This is a genomic window from Glutamicibacter sp. NPDC087661 (assembly GCF_044743275.1).
Lineage (GTDB): Bacteria > Actinomycetota > Actinomycetes > Actinomycetales > Micrococcaceae > Glutamicibacter.
The window spans coordinates 1-14,168 of sequence record NZ_JBIUWE010000004.1 but is presented as its reverse complement, the minus strand read 5'-3'; the positions used below and the strand labels follow the sequence as shown (position 1 = coordinate 14,168).

Annotated in this window: 15 protein-coding genes; 13 read left to right on the top strand and 2 right to left on the bottom strand. The window is 64.3% G+C overall.

The window, feature by feature from the left end:
* Window positions 1-45 precede the first annotated feature (45 nt).
* Window positions 46-525, bottom strand: coding sequence for an inorganic diphosphatase (locus tag ACIOTN_RS11500; RefSeq protein ID WP_105658632.1), 480 nt, complete (start codon window positions 523-525; stop codon window positions 46-48).
* Between the two features lie 97 nt (window positions 526-622).
* Here ACIOTN_RS11500 and dacB point away from each other — a divergent pair, with 97 nt between their 5' ends.
* From dacB to panC, 13 genes are all read left to right on the top strand, one after another.
* A complete protein-coding gene (gene dacB, locus ACIOTN_RS11495; RefSeq protein WP_105662170.1) occupies window positions 623-1,987 on the top strand; it encodes a D-alanyl-D-alanine carboxypeptidase/D-alanyl-D-alanine-endopeptidase in 1,365 nt (454 codons plus the stop codon).
* An 18-nt stretch (window positions 1,988-2,005) separates the two neighbouring features.
* The gene (locus ACIOTN_RS11490) at window positions 2,006-2,932 is read left to right on the top strand and encodes a zinc-dependent metalloprotease (RefSeq protein ID WP_105662169.1); all 927 of its coding nucleotides are present in this window, start codon (window positions 2,006-2,008) and stop codon (window positions 2,930-2,932) included.
* A complete protein-coding gene (gene tilS, locus ACIOTN_RS11485) occupies window positions 2,929-3,855 on the top strand; it encodes a tRNA lysidine(34) synthetase TilS (protein ID WP_286134349.1) in 927 nt (308 codons plus the stop codon). Before ACIOTN_RS11490 ends, tilS begins: the two co-directional genes overlap by 4 nt.
* Window positions 3,856-3,919: 64 nt before the next feature.
* Window positions 3,920-4,471: a hypoxanthine phosphoribosyltransferase gene (gene hpt / locus ACIOTN_RS11480; RefSeq protein WP_402696974.1), complete on the top strand. Its 552-nt coding sequence runs from the start codon at window positions 3,920-3,922 to the stop codon at window positions 4,469-4,471.
* Window positions 4,472-4,578: 107 nt separating this feature from the next.
* Complete coding sequence (gene ftsH, locus ACIOTN_RS11475; RefSeq protein ID WP_105658628.1) at window positions 4,579-6,504, top strand: ATP-dependent zinc metalloprotease FtsH; 1,926 nt, start codon at window positions 4,579-4,581, stop codon at window positions 6,502-6,504.
* A 9-nt stretch (window positions 6,505-6,513) separates the two neighbouring features.
* Window positions 6,514-7,092 carry a GTP cyclohydrolase I FolE gene (gene folE, locus ACIOTN_RS11470; RefSeq protein WP_286134348.1) on the top strand — a complete coding sequence of 193 codons (579 nt, stop codon included), beginning with the start codon at window positions 6,514-6,516 and terminating at the stop codon, window positions 7,090-7,092.
* 8 nt (window positions 7,093-7,100) lie between these two features.
* Window positions 7,101-8,003, top strand: a complete 903-nt coding sequence (gene folP, locus ACIOTN_RS11465; protein ID WP_402735387.1) for a dihydropteroate synthase — start codon at window positions 7,101-7,103, stop codon at window positions 8,001-8,003.
* Window positions 7,990-8,832 (top strand): 2-amino-4-hydroxy-6-hydroxymethyldihydropteridine diphosphokinase, encoded by an 843-nt coding sequence (folK, locus tag ACIOTN_RS11460; protein ID WP_166650737.1) that lies wholly within the window; start codon window positions 7,990-7,992, stop codon window positions 8,830-8,832. The genes folP and folK overlap by 14 nt, the downstream gene beginning before the upstream one ends.
* The gene (locus ACIOTN_RS11455) at window positions 8,820-9,281 is read left to right on the top strand and encodes a DUF3180 domain-containing protein (RefSeq protein WP_105658625.1); all 462 of its coding nucleotides are present in this window, start codon (window positions 8,820-8,822) and stop codon (window positions 9,279-9,281) included. The genes folK and ACIOTN_RS11455 overlap by 13 nt, the downstream gene beginning before the upstream one ends.
* Window positions 9,250-9,747 (top strand): PH domain-containing protein, encoded by a 498-nt coding sequence (locus tag ACIOTN_RS11450; protein WP_388024664.1) that lies wholly within the window; start codon window positions 9,250-9,252, stop codon window positions 9,745-9,747. Before ACIOTN_RS11455 ends, ACIOTN_RS11450 begins: the two co-directional genes overlap by 32 nt.
* A complete protein-coding gene (locus ACIOTN_RS11445; protein ID WP_181148927.1) occupies window positions 9,744-11,141 on the top strand; it encodes a PH domain-containing protein in 1,398 nt (465 codons plus the stop codon). The genes ACIOTN_RS11450 and ACIOTN_RS11445 overlap by 4 nt, the downstream gene beginning before the upstream one ends.
* A 2-nt stretch (window positions 11,142-11,143) precedes the next feature.
* The gene (locus ACIOTN_RS11440; protein ID WP_332595340.1) at window positions 11,144-12,010 is read left to right on the top strand and encodes a DUF2520 domain-containing protein; all 867 of its coding nucleotides are present in this window, start codon (window positions 11,144-11,146) and stop codon (window positions 12,008-12,010) included.
* A gap of 4 nt (window positions 12,011-12,014) precedes the next feature.
* Window positions 12,015-12,881, top strand: a complete 867-nt coding sequence (gene panC / locus ACIOTN_RS11435) for a pantoate--beta-alanine ligase (protein WP_402735386.1) — start codon at window positions 12,015-12,017, stop codon at window positions 12,879-12,881.
* On the opposite strand, the gene ACIOTN_RS11430 is transcribed toward panC, so the two are convergent.
* Window positions 12,878-13,831: a nitronate monooxygenase family protein gene (locus tag ACIOTN_RS11430; RefSeq protein ID WP_105662165.1), complete on the bottom strand. Its 954-nt coding sequence runs from the start codon at window positions 13,829-13,831 to the stop codon at window positions 12,878-12,880. The two genes, panC and ACIOTN_RS11430, sit on opposite strands and share 4 nt — an antisense overlap.
* Window positions 13,832-14,168 lie beyond the last annotated feature (337 nt).

The following is a 14,168-nucleotide window of genomic DNA, read 5'->3' as shown; positions in this document are numbered from 1 at the left end:
ACCCCGATTCGGGGGTCGCCGCCATGTTCGGCTTGAGCCTAGTGGCTAGGCCTTGAAACGCTCGATGGAGCGAGCCAGCTCGGCTTCGGCAGCCTCGCGGCCTTCCCAACCCTCGGCCTTGACCCACTTGCCTGGTTCCAGGTCCTTGTAGCGGGTGAAGAAGTGCTCGATCTCCTTGATCAGCCATTCGTCGATGTCTTCAAGTTCCTTGATGTGGTCAAAGCGCTTGTCGGCAGGAACGCACAGCAGCTTGGCATCGCCACCGCCATCGTCGGTCATGTTGAATACGCCAATTGGGCGTGCTTCGACAACAACACCTGGGATCAGGTCAACACCCGGGATGAAGACCATGGCGTCCAATGGATCGCCATCTTCGCCCAGAGTATCGTCGAAGTAGCCGTAGTGGGTTGGGTACTGCATCGAGGTGAACAGCACGCGATCCAGGCGCAGGCGGTGGGTCTCGTGGTCGATCTCGTACTTGACGCGCGATCCGGTGGGGATCTCGATGGTCACGTCGTGGCTCATGAAAAGCACACTCCTAAACTAGTCTTAGGGATATCCGCTAATAAGGGTATCGCCCCATTGCGCCTGATGGATAAAACTGCGAGAGGAATGTAACCATATGAACACTGCCGCCCGACGCGCTATTACGCTGGGGGTGGCGATTGTTGCCATGGTTGCAGTGATTGCCGCGATGCTGCTGGCCCCGCGATTCTTCACCGGAGAGCCCGAGGCTTTCTACACCCCGGCCAGCGCGCAGCTGGCCGATAAATCCCCAGTCGCCGTGCGGGACCTGGACCCCAACGCCGCGCAACCGGACCCCGGGATCCTCGCCGCGAAGCTGGATGGCATCCTGGCGGACAAGCCCGACCGGACGTCCTTCAACGCCCAGGTGGTCGACGTGGCCACGGGCACAGTCCTGTATGACAGGAACTCCGAAATAAATGGCACCCCGGCCTCCAGCCTGAAGGTAGTCACCGCCATCGCGGCCCTCGATGCCCTCGGCGGCGACACCCAGCTGTCCACCAGCGTGCTGCTCGATGGCGGCACATTGATCCTGCGCGGCGGGGGAGATGTGCTGCTGGGCGACGGGGAATCGGACCCGGCGCACCCCAAGGGCTATGCAGGACTGGCAACCCTGGCCAAGCAGACCGCCGAAGAACTTGAAAAGCGCGGCATCAGCGAGGTCAAGCTGTGGCTGGACGACTCGCTGTTCGGCGATGCGCACAGCAACCCCGCCTGGGACAAGTCGCTGTTCACCTCCAATAACATTGGCCAGGTCTACCCGATTGCGCACTACGCCGGGCGTGCCGGGGAAAGCACCAGCACCGCCTACCAGTCCGACCCGGCCGGGCAGGTCCGCAAGGTCTTCGCCCAAGCCCTGGGCGAGCGGGTCAAGGTGGATGAGGGTGGCCGCGGCCCCTATGCGGGGGGCGAGCAGATCACCGAAGTGAAGTCCGCACCGCTGCGCGATGTCATCAAGCACATGCTGCTGGTTTCGGATAACTACATTGCCGAATCCATGGGCCGCCTGGTGGCGCTGGACCGCCAGATGCCCGGGGAACAGGCAGGGGCCGCCGTCGCTGCTGTGGCCCAGGCCCATGGGGCTGCTGGACACACGCTCGTGGACACCAGCGGCCTGGCTGCCAGGAACCGGATTTCGCCCGCGGCGCTGACCGCGGTACTGCGCTCGGCCGCCACCAGCAAGAAGCCGGAATTGCGCGAGGTCGTCTACTCGCTGCCGGTCGCCGGCTACAACGGCACCTTGATGAACCGCCTGGGCGGTGCCGGAACACTTGGCCTGGTCCGCGCCAAGACCGGCTCGCTCACCGGCGTGGCCACGCTGACGGGCATGGCCATGACCGAAGACGGGCGCCTGCTCGCCTTCTCGATCTATGCCGATCAGCCCAACGGAACACTCGCACCCCACAAGCCAACCATTGACTCTGCTGTCACCGCCATCCGTGGCTGTGGCTGCCGGAGCTGAACGCCGCAGGAGCAGCAAATGAACCAGTTCGTCGATTGGAAGCTGGCGGCCAAGGCCGCGAAAACCCTGATGCCCGCCGGGCCGGGGATCCAGGCCCAGGATGCCGCACGGATCATCGAGGAACTGCGCATCGCCGCCGGCGAAGGCCTGGTGGAGGCCGAGAAGGTTTCCAAGCTGGCTGCTTCCGCGCCCTCGCAGACCCTGGTGGTGGACCGGTCCGGCTGGGCCAAGGCCGTCAGCCAGAATTTCGCGGCCCTGCTCCCGGCAGCGCGCCAGGACGTCCCCGGTGTGGTCCCCTTGATTGCCGGCGCAGAACTTGGCGCGGTGCTCTCGGTGCTGGGCACCCGGGTGCTGGGCCAGTTCGACCCATTCGTCGGCCCGCGCCTGCTGCTCAACGCCCCGACCATCACCCAGATCCGCGGCGAGCTGAATGTGAACGCCCGCGACTTCTACCTGTGGATCGCCACCCACGAGCAGACCCACCGCCTGCAATTCGAGCACGCTGCCTGGATCCCCGGGGTCATGAAGCAGACCCTGGCCGAGGCCTTCGAGCCGCTGGCCGGCACCACCCACTCCATGGGCGAACTGGGTGAACGCCTGAAATCCATGAAGTCCGAGGTCAGCGAACTGACCAGCATCATGTCGGTGCTCGAAGGCCACGCCATGGTCGTGATGAACGATGTCACCTCGATCCGCAGCATCAAGACCATCCGCCGCCGCTTCGAAGCCCGTGGCGAGAACCGTTCGGCCCTGGCGATCCTGCTGGGCAAGCTGCTGGGATTGGATGCCAAGGCGCTGCAGTACAAACGCGGGGCAAAATTCGTGCGGCATATCGTCGACGCGATCGGCTACGAGGGCTTCAACGAAATCTTCACCGCCCGCGAGATGTTCCCGAGCGCCGGGGAACTCGATGACCCGGAACGCTGGCTGGCCCGCACCCGATGAGCCGCGCCCTTCACCTTGCCCGCGCCGCCATCAGTGCCAGCAGCGCGCCCGGGCTGAACCTGATCGGGGTTTCCGGCGGTGCCGACTCGCTAGCCCTGGCCATTGCCGCGGCGACGCTGCCCGCTTCCTTCGGCGCCGTGGTTATCGATCACGGCCTGCAGCCCGGCAGCGCCCAGGCGGCCGAACGAGCCGCCGGGCAATGCCGCGAGCTGGGATTGGACCCGGTGGCGGTGCTCCAGGTCGAGACCTCGGATGACGAGGCTTCGGCCCGCACGGCCAGGTACCAGGCCTTTGAAGCAGCCTTGCAGCAGTTCAACGCGCAGGCATTGATGCTCGCCCACACCCGCGACGACCAGGCCGAGCAGGTGCTGCTGGGGCTGCTGCGCGGATCGGGAACCCGCTCGCTGGCCGGCATCCCTGCCCGGCGCGGAGCCTACCGGCGCCCCCTGCTGGAACTGTCCCGGGCGCAAACCGAGGAAATCTGCCGGCAGGCGGGGCTTGGCTACTGGGAAGATCCGAGCAACGCGGACACCGGGTACAAGCGCAACCTCATCCGCCATAGGATCCTGCCCTTCTTGCGCGAGGAACTTGGCGAGCATGTTCCCGAAGCCCTGGCGCGCACCGCCAGCCTGGCCGCCGCCGACGCCCAAGCCCTCGACGAATGGGCCCAAGCGGCCAAGGACGAGCACGGGTTGGCGATCCCGGACCTGGCCAAGCTGCCGGTGGCCATCAGCTCGCGAGTATTACGCCTGGCCGCCATGGAAGCCGGGGCCAGGAATGTGGGCCATGAGCGAACGGCGGCGCTGTGCGCGCTGGCCGGGCTCGGCGTCCCCAAGTCCAAATCAGCTGGTCCTGTGCAGCTGGATGGCAGGATCAGCGCCTTCCGGCGGCAATCGGTGATCGTTTTCACCACAACCGGCTAAACAACCTTCCGCTAAATGTGGCACTCTAGGTAAGTACCACACCTCTAGAATCAGGAGAATTCTCGTGGATTCCAATGCAGTCAAAGCCGATCTTGCGCACGTTCTGTACACCAAGGAAGAAATCCAGGCCCGCGTGGAAGAACTTGCCGCGCAGATCGACAAGGATTACGAAGGCCGCGACATCCTCGTGGTAGGTGTGCTCAAGGGCGCCGTGATGATCATGGCTGACCTGGTTCGCGCACTGAACTCCCACCTGACCATGGACTGGATGGCAGTGTCCTCCTACGGTTCGGGTACCCAGTCCTCCGGTGTGGTGCGCATCCTCAAGGACCTGGATTCCGACCTCATGGGCAAGCACGTGCTGATCGTCGAGGACATCATAGATTCCGGCCTGACCTTGTCCTGGCTGAAGTCCAACCTGGAATCCCGCGGCCCGGCCTCGGTGGAAATCTGCACCCTGCTGCGCAAGCCGGAAGCAGCCAAGGTAAAAATCGACGTCAAGTACGTCGGCATGGACATCCCGAACGAATTCGTGGTGGGCTACGGCCTGGACTTCGCGGAAAAGTACCGCAACCTTGATTGCGTGGGCACCTTGGCCCCGCATATTTACCAGTAGGGAACTTTTCTCGCCAATGGGGCGTTGAGAAATATCGAAGGTGGCGTGACCCGGACGCCAGAGCAGTGCGTGAGGGGGATGCGCCAGGCGCGGGGCCTGTCGGATCAATGAAAACGAAGAAGCTTTTTAACAGCTGGATCATTTGGGTCCTGGTCGGCGTAGTCGCCGTGGTGTTGTTCCTGCCGATGGTCTTCGGCAATAACTCGGCCAAGGTGGACACTTCCGTAGGCCTGCACCAGCTCACCAGCGGCAATGTCACCGAAGCGAAGATGTTCGACGGCGACCAGCGCGTGGATCTGAAGCTGCGCGACTCGCTGAAGGTCGATGGCGTGGACAAGGGCACCTCGGTGAGCTTCTACTACTCCACCGCCCGTGCCGAACTGGTGGTCGATGAGATCAACAAGGCCAACCTGGGCAAGTTCACCGACCAGCCGGTGGAAAGCAACTGGCTGCTGTCGATGCTCGGGATCATCATCCCGTTCCTGCTGATCGCCGGCATCTTCTGGTTCATCCTCGCCCGCTCCCAAGGCGGCGGCTCCAAGGTCATGCAGTTCGGCAAGTCCAAGGCGAAGCTGATCACCAAGGACATGCCGCAGGTGACCTTCAAGGATGTCGCCGGCGCCGACGAGGCCGTGGAGGAACTCCACGAAATCAAGGAATTCCTGCAGGAACCAGCCAAATTCCAGGCCCTGGGCGCGAAGATCCCCAAGGGCGTGCTGCTCTACGGCCCTCCGGGCACCGGCAAGACCCTGCTGGCCAAGGCCGTAGCCGGCGAGGCGGCGGTACCGTTCTACTCGATCTCCGGTTCGGACTTCGTGGAGATGTTCGTCGGCGTGGGCGCCTCGCGCGTGCGCGACTTGTTCGAGCAGGCAAAGACCAACTCCCCGGCGATCATCTTCGTTGACGAAATCGACGCCGTCGGCCGCCATCGCGGCGCCGGCATCGGCGGCGGCAACGATGAGCGCGAGCAGACCCTGAACCAGCTGCTGGTGGAGATGGACGGCTTCGACGCCACCACCAACGTCATCCTGATTGCCGCGACCAACCGCCCCGACGTGCTGGACCCGGCGCTGCTGCGCCCGGGCCGCTTCGACCGCCAGATCCCGGTGGAGGCACCGGATCTGAAGGGCCGCGAGCAGATCCTGGCCGTGCACGTGAAGGGCAAGCCGATGGATGCCACCGTGGACCTGAACGCCGTCGCGAAGAAGACCCCGGGCTACACCGGTGCCGACTTGGCCAACGTGCTCAACGAGGCCGCGCTGCTCACCGCCCGCTCCAACGCTAACCTGATCGACGACCGCGCCCTGGACGAGGCCATTGACCGCGTCATGGCCGGCCCGCAGAAGCGCACCCGCCTGATGGACGAGCACGAGCGCAAGGTCACCGCCTACCACGAGGGCGGCCACGCGCTGGTGGCCGCGGCCATGAACCAGACCGCACCGGTCACCAAGATCACCATCCTGCCGCGCGGCCGCGCGCTGGGCTACACCATGGTGGTTCCCGAATCCGACAAGTACTCGGTCACCCGCAACGAGCTGCTGGACCAGATGGCCTACGCCATGGGCGGGCGCGTCGCCGAGGAGATCGTCTTCCACGATCCGTCCACCGGTGCCAGCAACGACATCGAGAAGGCCACCGCCACCGCGCGCAAGATGGTCACCGAATACGGCATGAGCGAGAAGGTGGGCGCCGTGCGCCTGGCCGGCTCGGCTGCCGAGCAGGGCATGGGCACCGCCTCCCGCGACTTCTCCGACGAAATGGCCCACCTGGTGGACCAGGAAGTGCGCGAGCTGATCGAGCAGGCGCACAACGACGCCTACCAGGCGCTGATGGCCAACCGCCATGTGCTCGACCGCCTGGCCCTGGCGCTGCTGGAGCGCGAGACGCTGAACCAGAAGGAGATCGCCGAGATCTTCTCCGACCTGGTGAAGCGCGACAAGCGCGAAGTCTGGCTGAGCAACGAGGCCCGTCCGGTGCACCAAGAGGGCCCGATATTAAGCCCCAAGGAGCGCGCAGCTTCCTCGACCGACTAGGATCGAAGCGTGAGTGAACTACAAGAGATTGATCAGCCGCGGATCGCGGCAGCCGTGCGCGAGATCCTGGAAGCCATTGGCGAGGATCCCGACCGCGACGGCCTGGTAGACACCCCGAAGCGGGTGGCCAAGGCCTATGCGGAGTTCTTCGCCGGCTTGCACCAGAAAGCGGCAGACCACTTGTCCACCACCTTCGACATCGAGCACGATGAGATGGTGCTGGTCAAGGACATCCCGTTCTACTCGACCTGCGAGCACCACCTGGTGCCCTTCTACGGTTCGGCGCATATCGGCTACATCCCGGGCAAGGGCGGCAAGGTCACCGGCCTGTCCAAGCTGGCCCGGCTGGTCGAGGTGTACGCCCGCCGCCCGCAGGTCCAGGAGCGCCTGACCACCCAGATCGTCGATGCCCTCGTGGAGCACCTGAACCCCTCCGGTGCGATCGTCGTCGTTGAATGCGAGCACATGTGCATGTCCATGCGCGGGGTGCAGAAGCCCGGCGCGAAGACCGTGACCAGTGCGGTGCGCGGGCAGCTGCGGGAAACCGCCACCCGTGCCGAAGCCATGAGCCTGATCCTCGGAAAGTAGGAACCCCCATGTCGCTTGGAGCGATCCCGGGCACCGGCCCGAACACCAGCCCATTGCCGGTGATCCGCAAGTCCAGCAAGAAGACCATGGCCGACCTGCCAACCGGCCGCACCCTAGTCATGGGCATCCTGAACGTCACCGAGGACTCCTTCTCGGATGGCGGGAAGTACCTGTCCGCCGATGCCGCGATCGACCAGGGCCTGAAGCTGCTGTACTCGGGTGCCGACATCATCGACGTGGGCGGCGAATCCACCCGCCCGGGCGCCACGAACGTGGATCCTGCCCTGGAGCGCGAGCGCATCATCCCGGTCATCGAAGCCCTGGTGAAGGCCGGCGCGGTGATCTCCGTGGACACCATGCATGTCTCCACCGCCCGCGCGGCCATCGCCGCCGGCGCGCACCTCATCAACGACGTTTCCGGCCTGACCTATGAGCCGGGCATGCCGGAGCTGATCGCGGAAACCGGCGTCCCCTACGTATTGATGCACCGCCGCGGCACCGCGCAGGACATGGTCTCCGAGGCCAACTACCAGGACGTGGTCACCGAGGTCATCGGCGAATTGCGCATGCTGCGCGATGAATTCGTCGCCAAGGGCGTGGCCCCGGAGCAGATCATCATCGATCCGGGACTGGGCTTCGCCAAGGATGCGCAGCACAATTGGGCGCTGCTGGCCAACGTCCCTGCCATCGAGGAGCTGGGCCACCGGGTGCTGATCGGCACCAGCCGGAAGCGCTTCCTGGGCGAACTGCTGGCCGAGGGTTCCACGAGCCGCGCGCCGATGGAACGCGATTCCGCGACCGCAGCGACCACCGTGCTGGGCGCCCGCGACAAGGTCTGGGCAGTGCGCGTGCACGATGTCACCGGCAACCGCGACGCCATTGAAGTCGTGCAGGCCTATGGATCGCATTAGCATCTACGGAATTTCGGCCACCGGCTACCATGGCGTTTTCGACCATGAGAAGCGCGACGGCCAGGAATTCATCATTGACGTGGTGCTGCACGTGGATATCTCACGTGCGGCAGCCAGCGACAATGTTCTTGACACGGTGCACTACGGCGAAGTCAGCGAGCTGGTAGTCCAGCAGATCCAGGCCGGCCCGTGGGACCTGATCGAGAAGCTGGGCAGCGAAATCGCCGAGGCGATCCTCGCCGCCTACCCGGGCGTGTTCACCATCGACGTGGTGGTGCACAAGCCGCAGGCTCCAATCCCGGTACCGTTCACCGATGTCACCATCTCGCTGACGCGGCACCAGAAGCAGCACACCGCGATCATCGCGTTGGGCGCCAACCTGGGTGATCCGCAGGCTACCCTGGCCGCCGCGGTGCAGGACCTCGGCGCAGAAGTCGAGCTGCTCAAGGTTTCCCCGCTGGCCATCACCAAGCCGGTAGGCGGTCCGCCGGAACAGCCCGATTACACCAACCAGGTCGTCCAGGTGCGTACCCGGCTGGCCCCGCATGAGCTGCTGGATCTGTGCCAGTGGATAGAAGCCAAGCACCACCGCACCCGCGAGGTGCGCTGGGAAGCGCGCACCCTGGATCTGGACCTGATCGCCTACGACCAGCTGAACCTGGATGATGAGCGGCTGACCCTGCCTCATCCGCGCGCCGCGATCCGCGGCTTCGTGCTGGCCCCGTGGAGCTGGATGGATCCGGACGCGGTGCTGAACGGGCAACTGGTTTCCCGTTTGGCCGCCGAAGCTGCCGATACGAAGGACATCATACGGCTATGGCCAAGCTGAAGCTGCGCTGGCTGCTCTGGTGCGCCGGGCTCGGGGCCGTGGCCGGCTGGATCGCGTTGCGCCTGCTCACCGCGGCAGGCAGGTACGCGCCGGTGCTGGACTACTCCGCCCTGTACTCGCTGGGCGCAGTCTGCGCGGTGATCCTGTTCCTGGGGATCCGCGTGAAGCGCTCCACCTTGGGCAAATCGGACTTCGAGCCGATCGCCGCAGCTCGTACCCTGGTTCTGGCCCAGGCCTCGGCGTATGCTGGTGCGGTGATTGCCGGTTGGCATGTTCCGGCCATCATCACCCTCTGGGCGGCCACTGGGATCACCCCCACCCTGACCCGCGGCCTAGTGCTGACTGGTGCTGGTGTCCTCATGGTGATTATTGGGTATATTGTTCAGCAACTGTGCAAACTACCTCCAGAGGATACCGATGGCAACAGCGACTCCGTGGTCACCGAATAACTTCACCCCAGCCCACCGGGACTACGCCAAGGTCAAGTTCACCACTTGGGTGATCACCTGGGGCCTGTTCCTGCTGGCGGCCCTGGTCCCTGCCGTGCTGGCAGTCACCGGCGTCGGCGTCCCGCTGTGGCTGGTGATTTCCCCGGTCCTGCTGGTGCTGGCTATCGCGTTGCCGGCATTGCGCATCATCCGCCGCCAGGTCGCCGCACTGGGCTATCTCGAACGCGAAGAAGACTTCATCGTCCGCTCCGGGGTGATGTGGCGCAAGCAGGTGGTCATTCCCTACGGCCGCATGCAATACGTCGAGGTCAACAGCGGGCCGCTGGAGCGCCGCTATGGGCTATGCCAGCTAACGCTGAACACCGCCGGCAGCGCTGCCACCGCGCACGTCTACGGGTTGCCCGAGGGCGAAGGGCAGGCCCTGCGCGAACGGCTTGTGGCCGCCGGCGAAGAGAAAATGCTATGAGCCAGGCCGAAGAACTGGCCACCGGAGACAGTGCCGAGCCATGGCAGCGGGTGCATCCAGCCAGCCCGTTCGTCCACGGCTGGCTGGCCATCATCGGCCTGGGCTACATCTACTGGCAGAACACCGACGACCTGTCCTGGGCGGAGCGCTTCTCCGGCACCAGGCTGATGTGGACCGTCGCGGGCGCCGGCATCGCACTGGCCGTGGTGCTCATCTTCTACTTCCTTTCCTGGTACTTCACCCGCTATAAGCTCACCAGCACCCACGTGTACGTGAATTCCGGGATGCTATTCCGCAGCCAGAAGCAGGCGCGCATCGACAAGGTGCAAGGCATAGACATTGCCCAGCCACTGGTAGCCCGGCTGCTGGGTCTCGCCGAACTGCGCTTTGACGTGGCCGATTCCTCCGAGTCGGTGCTGCGCCTTTCCTTCCTGCGCAAGGCCGATGCCCACGCGCTGCGCGTGGTCATCCTGGAGCGGGCCCGCGGCGAAGAACCTGCCGCTGCCCAAGAAAGCGGCTCCCACGACGCGGCGGATCGCGCGGCAGCCCAGCCGCAGGCCGCCGCGGACGCATTGCCGCTGATGGCCAACGTGCCCATTGGGCGCCTGATTGGCTCCATGTTCCTGCAATTGCCGGTGATGTTCGGGGTGCTCGCATGCCTGGCGATGCTGGTGCTTTGGCTTGCCGGGGTCGACGGAATCATCGCGGCCCTGGTCCCCGCGGCCTTGGCCTTCGGCAGCTTCTACTACAAGCAGCTGAACCAGGGCTGGAACTTCACCGCCAGCGCCTCGGACACCGGCATGCGCATCAGCTACGGGCTGGCTGACACCCGCCAGCACTCCATTCCTGCCGGCCGCGTCCAGGCCATTTCGGTGACGGCACCCTTCTTCTGGCGGATGCTGGGCTGGTACAAGGTGGAAGTCAACGTGCTGGGCACCAAGAGCGATGACGCGGATAACCTGCAGGTGCTCCCGGTGGGCGACTTCGAGTCGGTCGCCCGGATCATGGGGATCCTGCTGCCGGATCTCGGCGTCGCCAACCAGCGCGAGGTGCTGGCCACCGCGGTGAGCACCGGATGCGAACACGGTTTCACCGGCTCCCCGGAACGCGCCAAGCCGCTATCGCCCGGGGCATGGAAGCACCAGGCGTTCCTGGCGACCGGCACCACGGTGATTTCCCGGTATGGCTGGCTGGCCCGGCAGGCCAGCTTCGTGCCGCATAACCGGGTGCAGGGCATGAGCTGGGGCCAGGGGCCGTGGGAGCAAGGACGTAAACTGGCCGGTGTCCGCTTGCACTGTGCCGGCGGAAACATCATCGGATACCTGCATCAGATTGATGCGGACACCGCAGCAGAATTTATTCGGGCGCAAACCCGGCGCCTGGTTGAAAGGTAGAAGTGGACGCACCACGCTTGGGAATCGGCATCATCTCCGCCGGCAAGGTAGGCACCGTGCTTGGTGCGGCGCTGGCAGCCAGTGGACACCGGATCACCGGAATCCACGCCGTCTCGGAGGATTCGCGCGATCGCGCCGACGCCTTGCTGCCCGGCGTGGAACTGCTGGACCCAGCAGAAATCCTGCGCCGCAGCGAACTGGTGCTCTTTGCGGTACCCGACGACGTGCTCGGCGAACTGGTGTCCGGACTGGCAGCGGGCGGCCATATCGCCGCCGGGCAGTTGATCGCGCACACCGCCGGGCGGTACGGCACCTCGATCCTGCAACCGGCCTTGGATGCTGGCGCCTTTGGACTGGCAATCCACCCGGCCATGACCTTCACCGGCATGAGCATGGACCTCCAGCGCCTGACCGACTGCGTCTTCGCGGTCACCGCGGACGAGGCCATCCTCCCGGTAGCCCAGGCGCTGGTGGTGGAAATGCGCGGGGAGCCGGTGGTGATCGCCGAGCAGGATCGTGCCAGCTACCACGCGGCCCTGGCCCATGCGGCAAACCACCTGAACACCATCACGGCGCAATCGGCGGACATCCTGCGCCGGATCGGCGTGGAAGAACCATCCAATACCCTGCGCGCCCTGATGTACGCGAGCCTGGATAATGCCCTGCGTTCCGGCGCGGGCGCACTGACCGGCCCGGTAGCACGAGGCGATAGCGGAACGGTCACCGCGCACCTGCAGGCGCTGGCCGACGCCCCGGCGGAAACCAACAATTCCTATCGGAGCCTCTCGCGCGCTACCGCGCTACGCGCCGCAGAACGCGGACTGATCTCCCAAGGCACGCTGGAAGAGCTTCTGCGAGTTCTAGAATAGAAGCGTGAAAACCCCGAAGATTGTAAAGACCCGTGCCGAGCTGAAGGCTGCTATTGCCGCAGCTAACCCGGGATCGCTGGGCTTCGTGCCCACTATGGGAGCCCTGCACCGCGGACATGCTTCGCTGTTCAAGGCCGCCCGCGCAGAAAACGAACTGGTAGTCATCTCCGTATTCGTCAATGAGCTGCAGTTCAACGATGCCAGCGACTACGCCAACTATCCGCGCCAGCTCGACGCTGATGTGAAGCTGGCCGCGGCCGCCGGCGTTGATCTTGTCTTTGCCCCGGACGCTTCCGAGATCTACCATGCCGGCCTTCCGCTGGTGAAGTTGAGCTCCGGCGCGCTGGGCGAAATGTATGAAGGCGCCTCGCGTCCAGGCCACTTCGATGGCATGCTGGCCGTAGTCGCCAAGCTGCTGCACTTGACCGACCCGCGTCGGGGCGAATACCGCGCCTACTTCGGCCAGAAGGATGCCCAGCAGCTGATGCTGATCCGCCGCATGGTTGCCGACCTGGACTATCCGGTAGAACTGCGTGCGGTGCCGATCGTGCGCAGCCCGAAAGGCCTGGCGCTTTCCAGCCGCAATGCATTGCTCAGCGAGGAAGAGAAGGAAGCAGCCTTGGTGCTGCACCGTTCGATCCAGCTGGTTGCCGACCGTGCGGCACGCAATGAACCGCTGTACATCGAGGATGCCATCGCCATGTACCAGATGGCCCCGCTGGTGGAGCTGGACTACTTCGCCGTCGTTGACCCGGATACCCTGCAGGAACTGGCATTCAACTGCCAGGACACCCCCTTCACCGGCGAGGGCTTGATCCTTGTCGCGGCGAAGGTGGGCAACGTCCGTCTGATCGACAACCAGCCGATCTAGGCAAATCGTCGAGCAGCCTGCCCGAGGACCTGGCGGAAGCCGCACAGCTCCTGCATGATTTCGGCGGCGGGCTGCTCGGCGCCAACGAACTGCACTGCCTCACCGGCATAGACCGGGGCTATGTCCGTCAGCGCTTCGGAGCGGGCCTGATCCATCTGCTCGCGCAGCGCATCGTTCGGCTCCCAGCTGGAAAGATCCGCGTGCTTGTCGCTGAACTCATTGCGCAGCGCCCGTCCGCCGAACTCGGGCGCCCATGGCAATTGCTGGGCGAGATCGAAGGCGCGGGTATAGATAGTGTCATCCAGGCCCGCATTGCGTGCTGCGCTCTTCATGTTCCCGTGCCCGCTGGACTCTGCTGCCGAGAGGAAACGGGTCCCGATCCAGGCAGCTTCCGCGCCAGCTGACAGCACCGCGGCGATACCTCGCGCAGTGCCGATGCCTCCGGCCGCCACCACAGGCTTCTGGTGCTGGGCGGTTGCCAGCTGCAGCAGCGGCAGAGTTCCGGCTTCATTGCGGCCATGTCCGCCACCTTCTGCGCCACGGGCAATGATGATGTCGATGTCATCAGCCATCGCGCGTTCCAGATCTGCCGCATTGCCTACCTGCATGGCGGTCAGAACTCCAGCCTCATGGGCTACCGCCGCGGCCCGGGTGACATCGCCGAAGCTCAAGGTCACCAACGAGGGCCCGAACTCCAAGAAGGCCTCTAGCGGGGAGAGATCCGTTTCCAACGCCCAGGCCATGAAGCCGACGCCCCATGGAGTACTCAGGGATTCAACGAATTGCGTTTGCTGTTCAATCCAGTCAGCTGTGGGAGTTGCAGGCGAACCGATCATCCCTACACCTCCCGCGTGGGAAACAGCTGCAGCCAAGGCGCCGCCAGCCGCGCCAGCCATAGATGCATTGAAGATGGGTTCACGGTATCCAAGGAGTCTTTGCAGGTCGCTCATGAGCCCAGACTAGAACAGCGAAATGAATGTGACCTAGAACGCGGCCCCTCGATTTGTAAGTGCCCAAGAACCTGTGTATAGTTTTTATCTGTTGCCGGAACGGAAACAACACGGAATCTACCGATTGTTTACCCGGCAGCCAATCACTTTTCACTGAAGGTTTTCCGCCGATTTTGATCGGATCAGGAAGTCTGGTAAGTTGGAAAAGTTGCTCCGGAGCGAAGCAGTCATCGAAGGATTGGTGGTTGTGGTGTCGAGAGTGTTTGTTGTTTGAGAACTCAATAGTGTGCCAAGTTTGTTGATACCGAATATTTTTATTTGGTGAATACATAACATT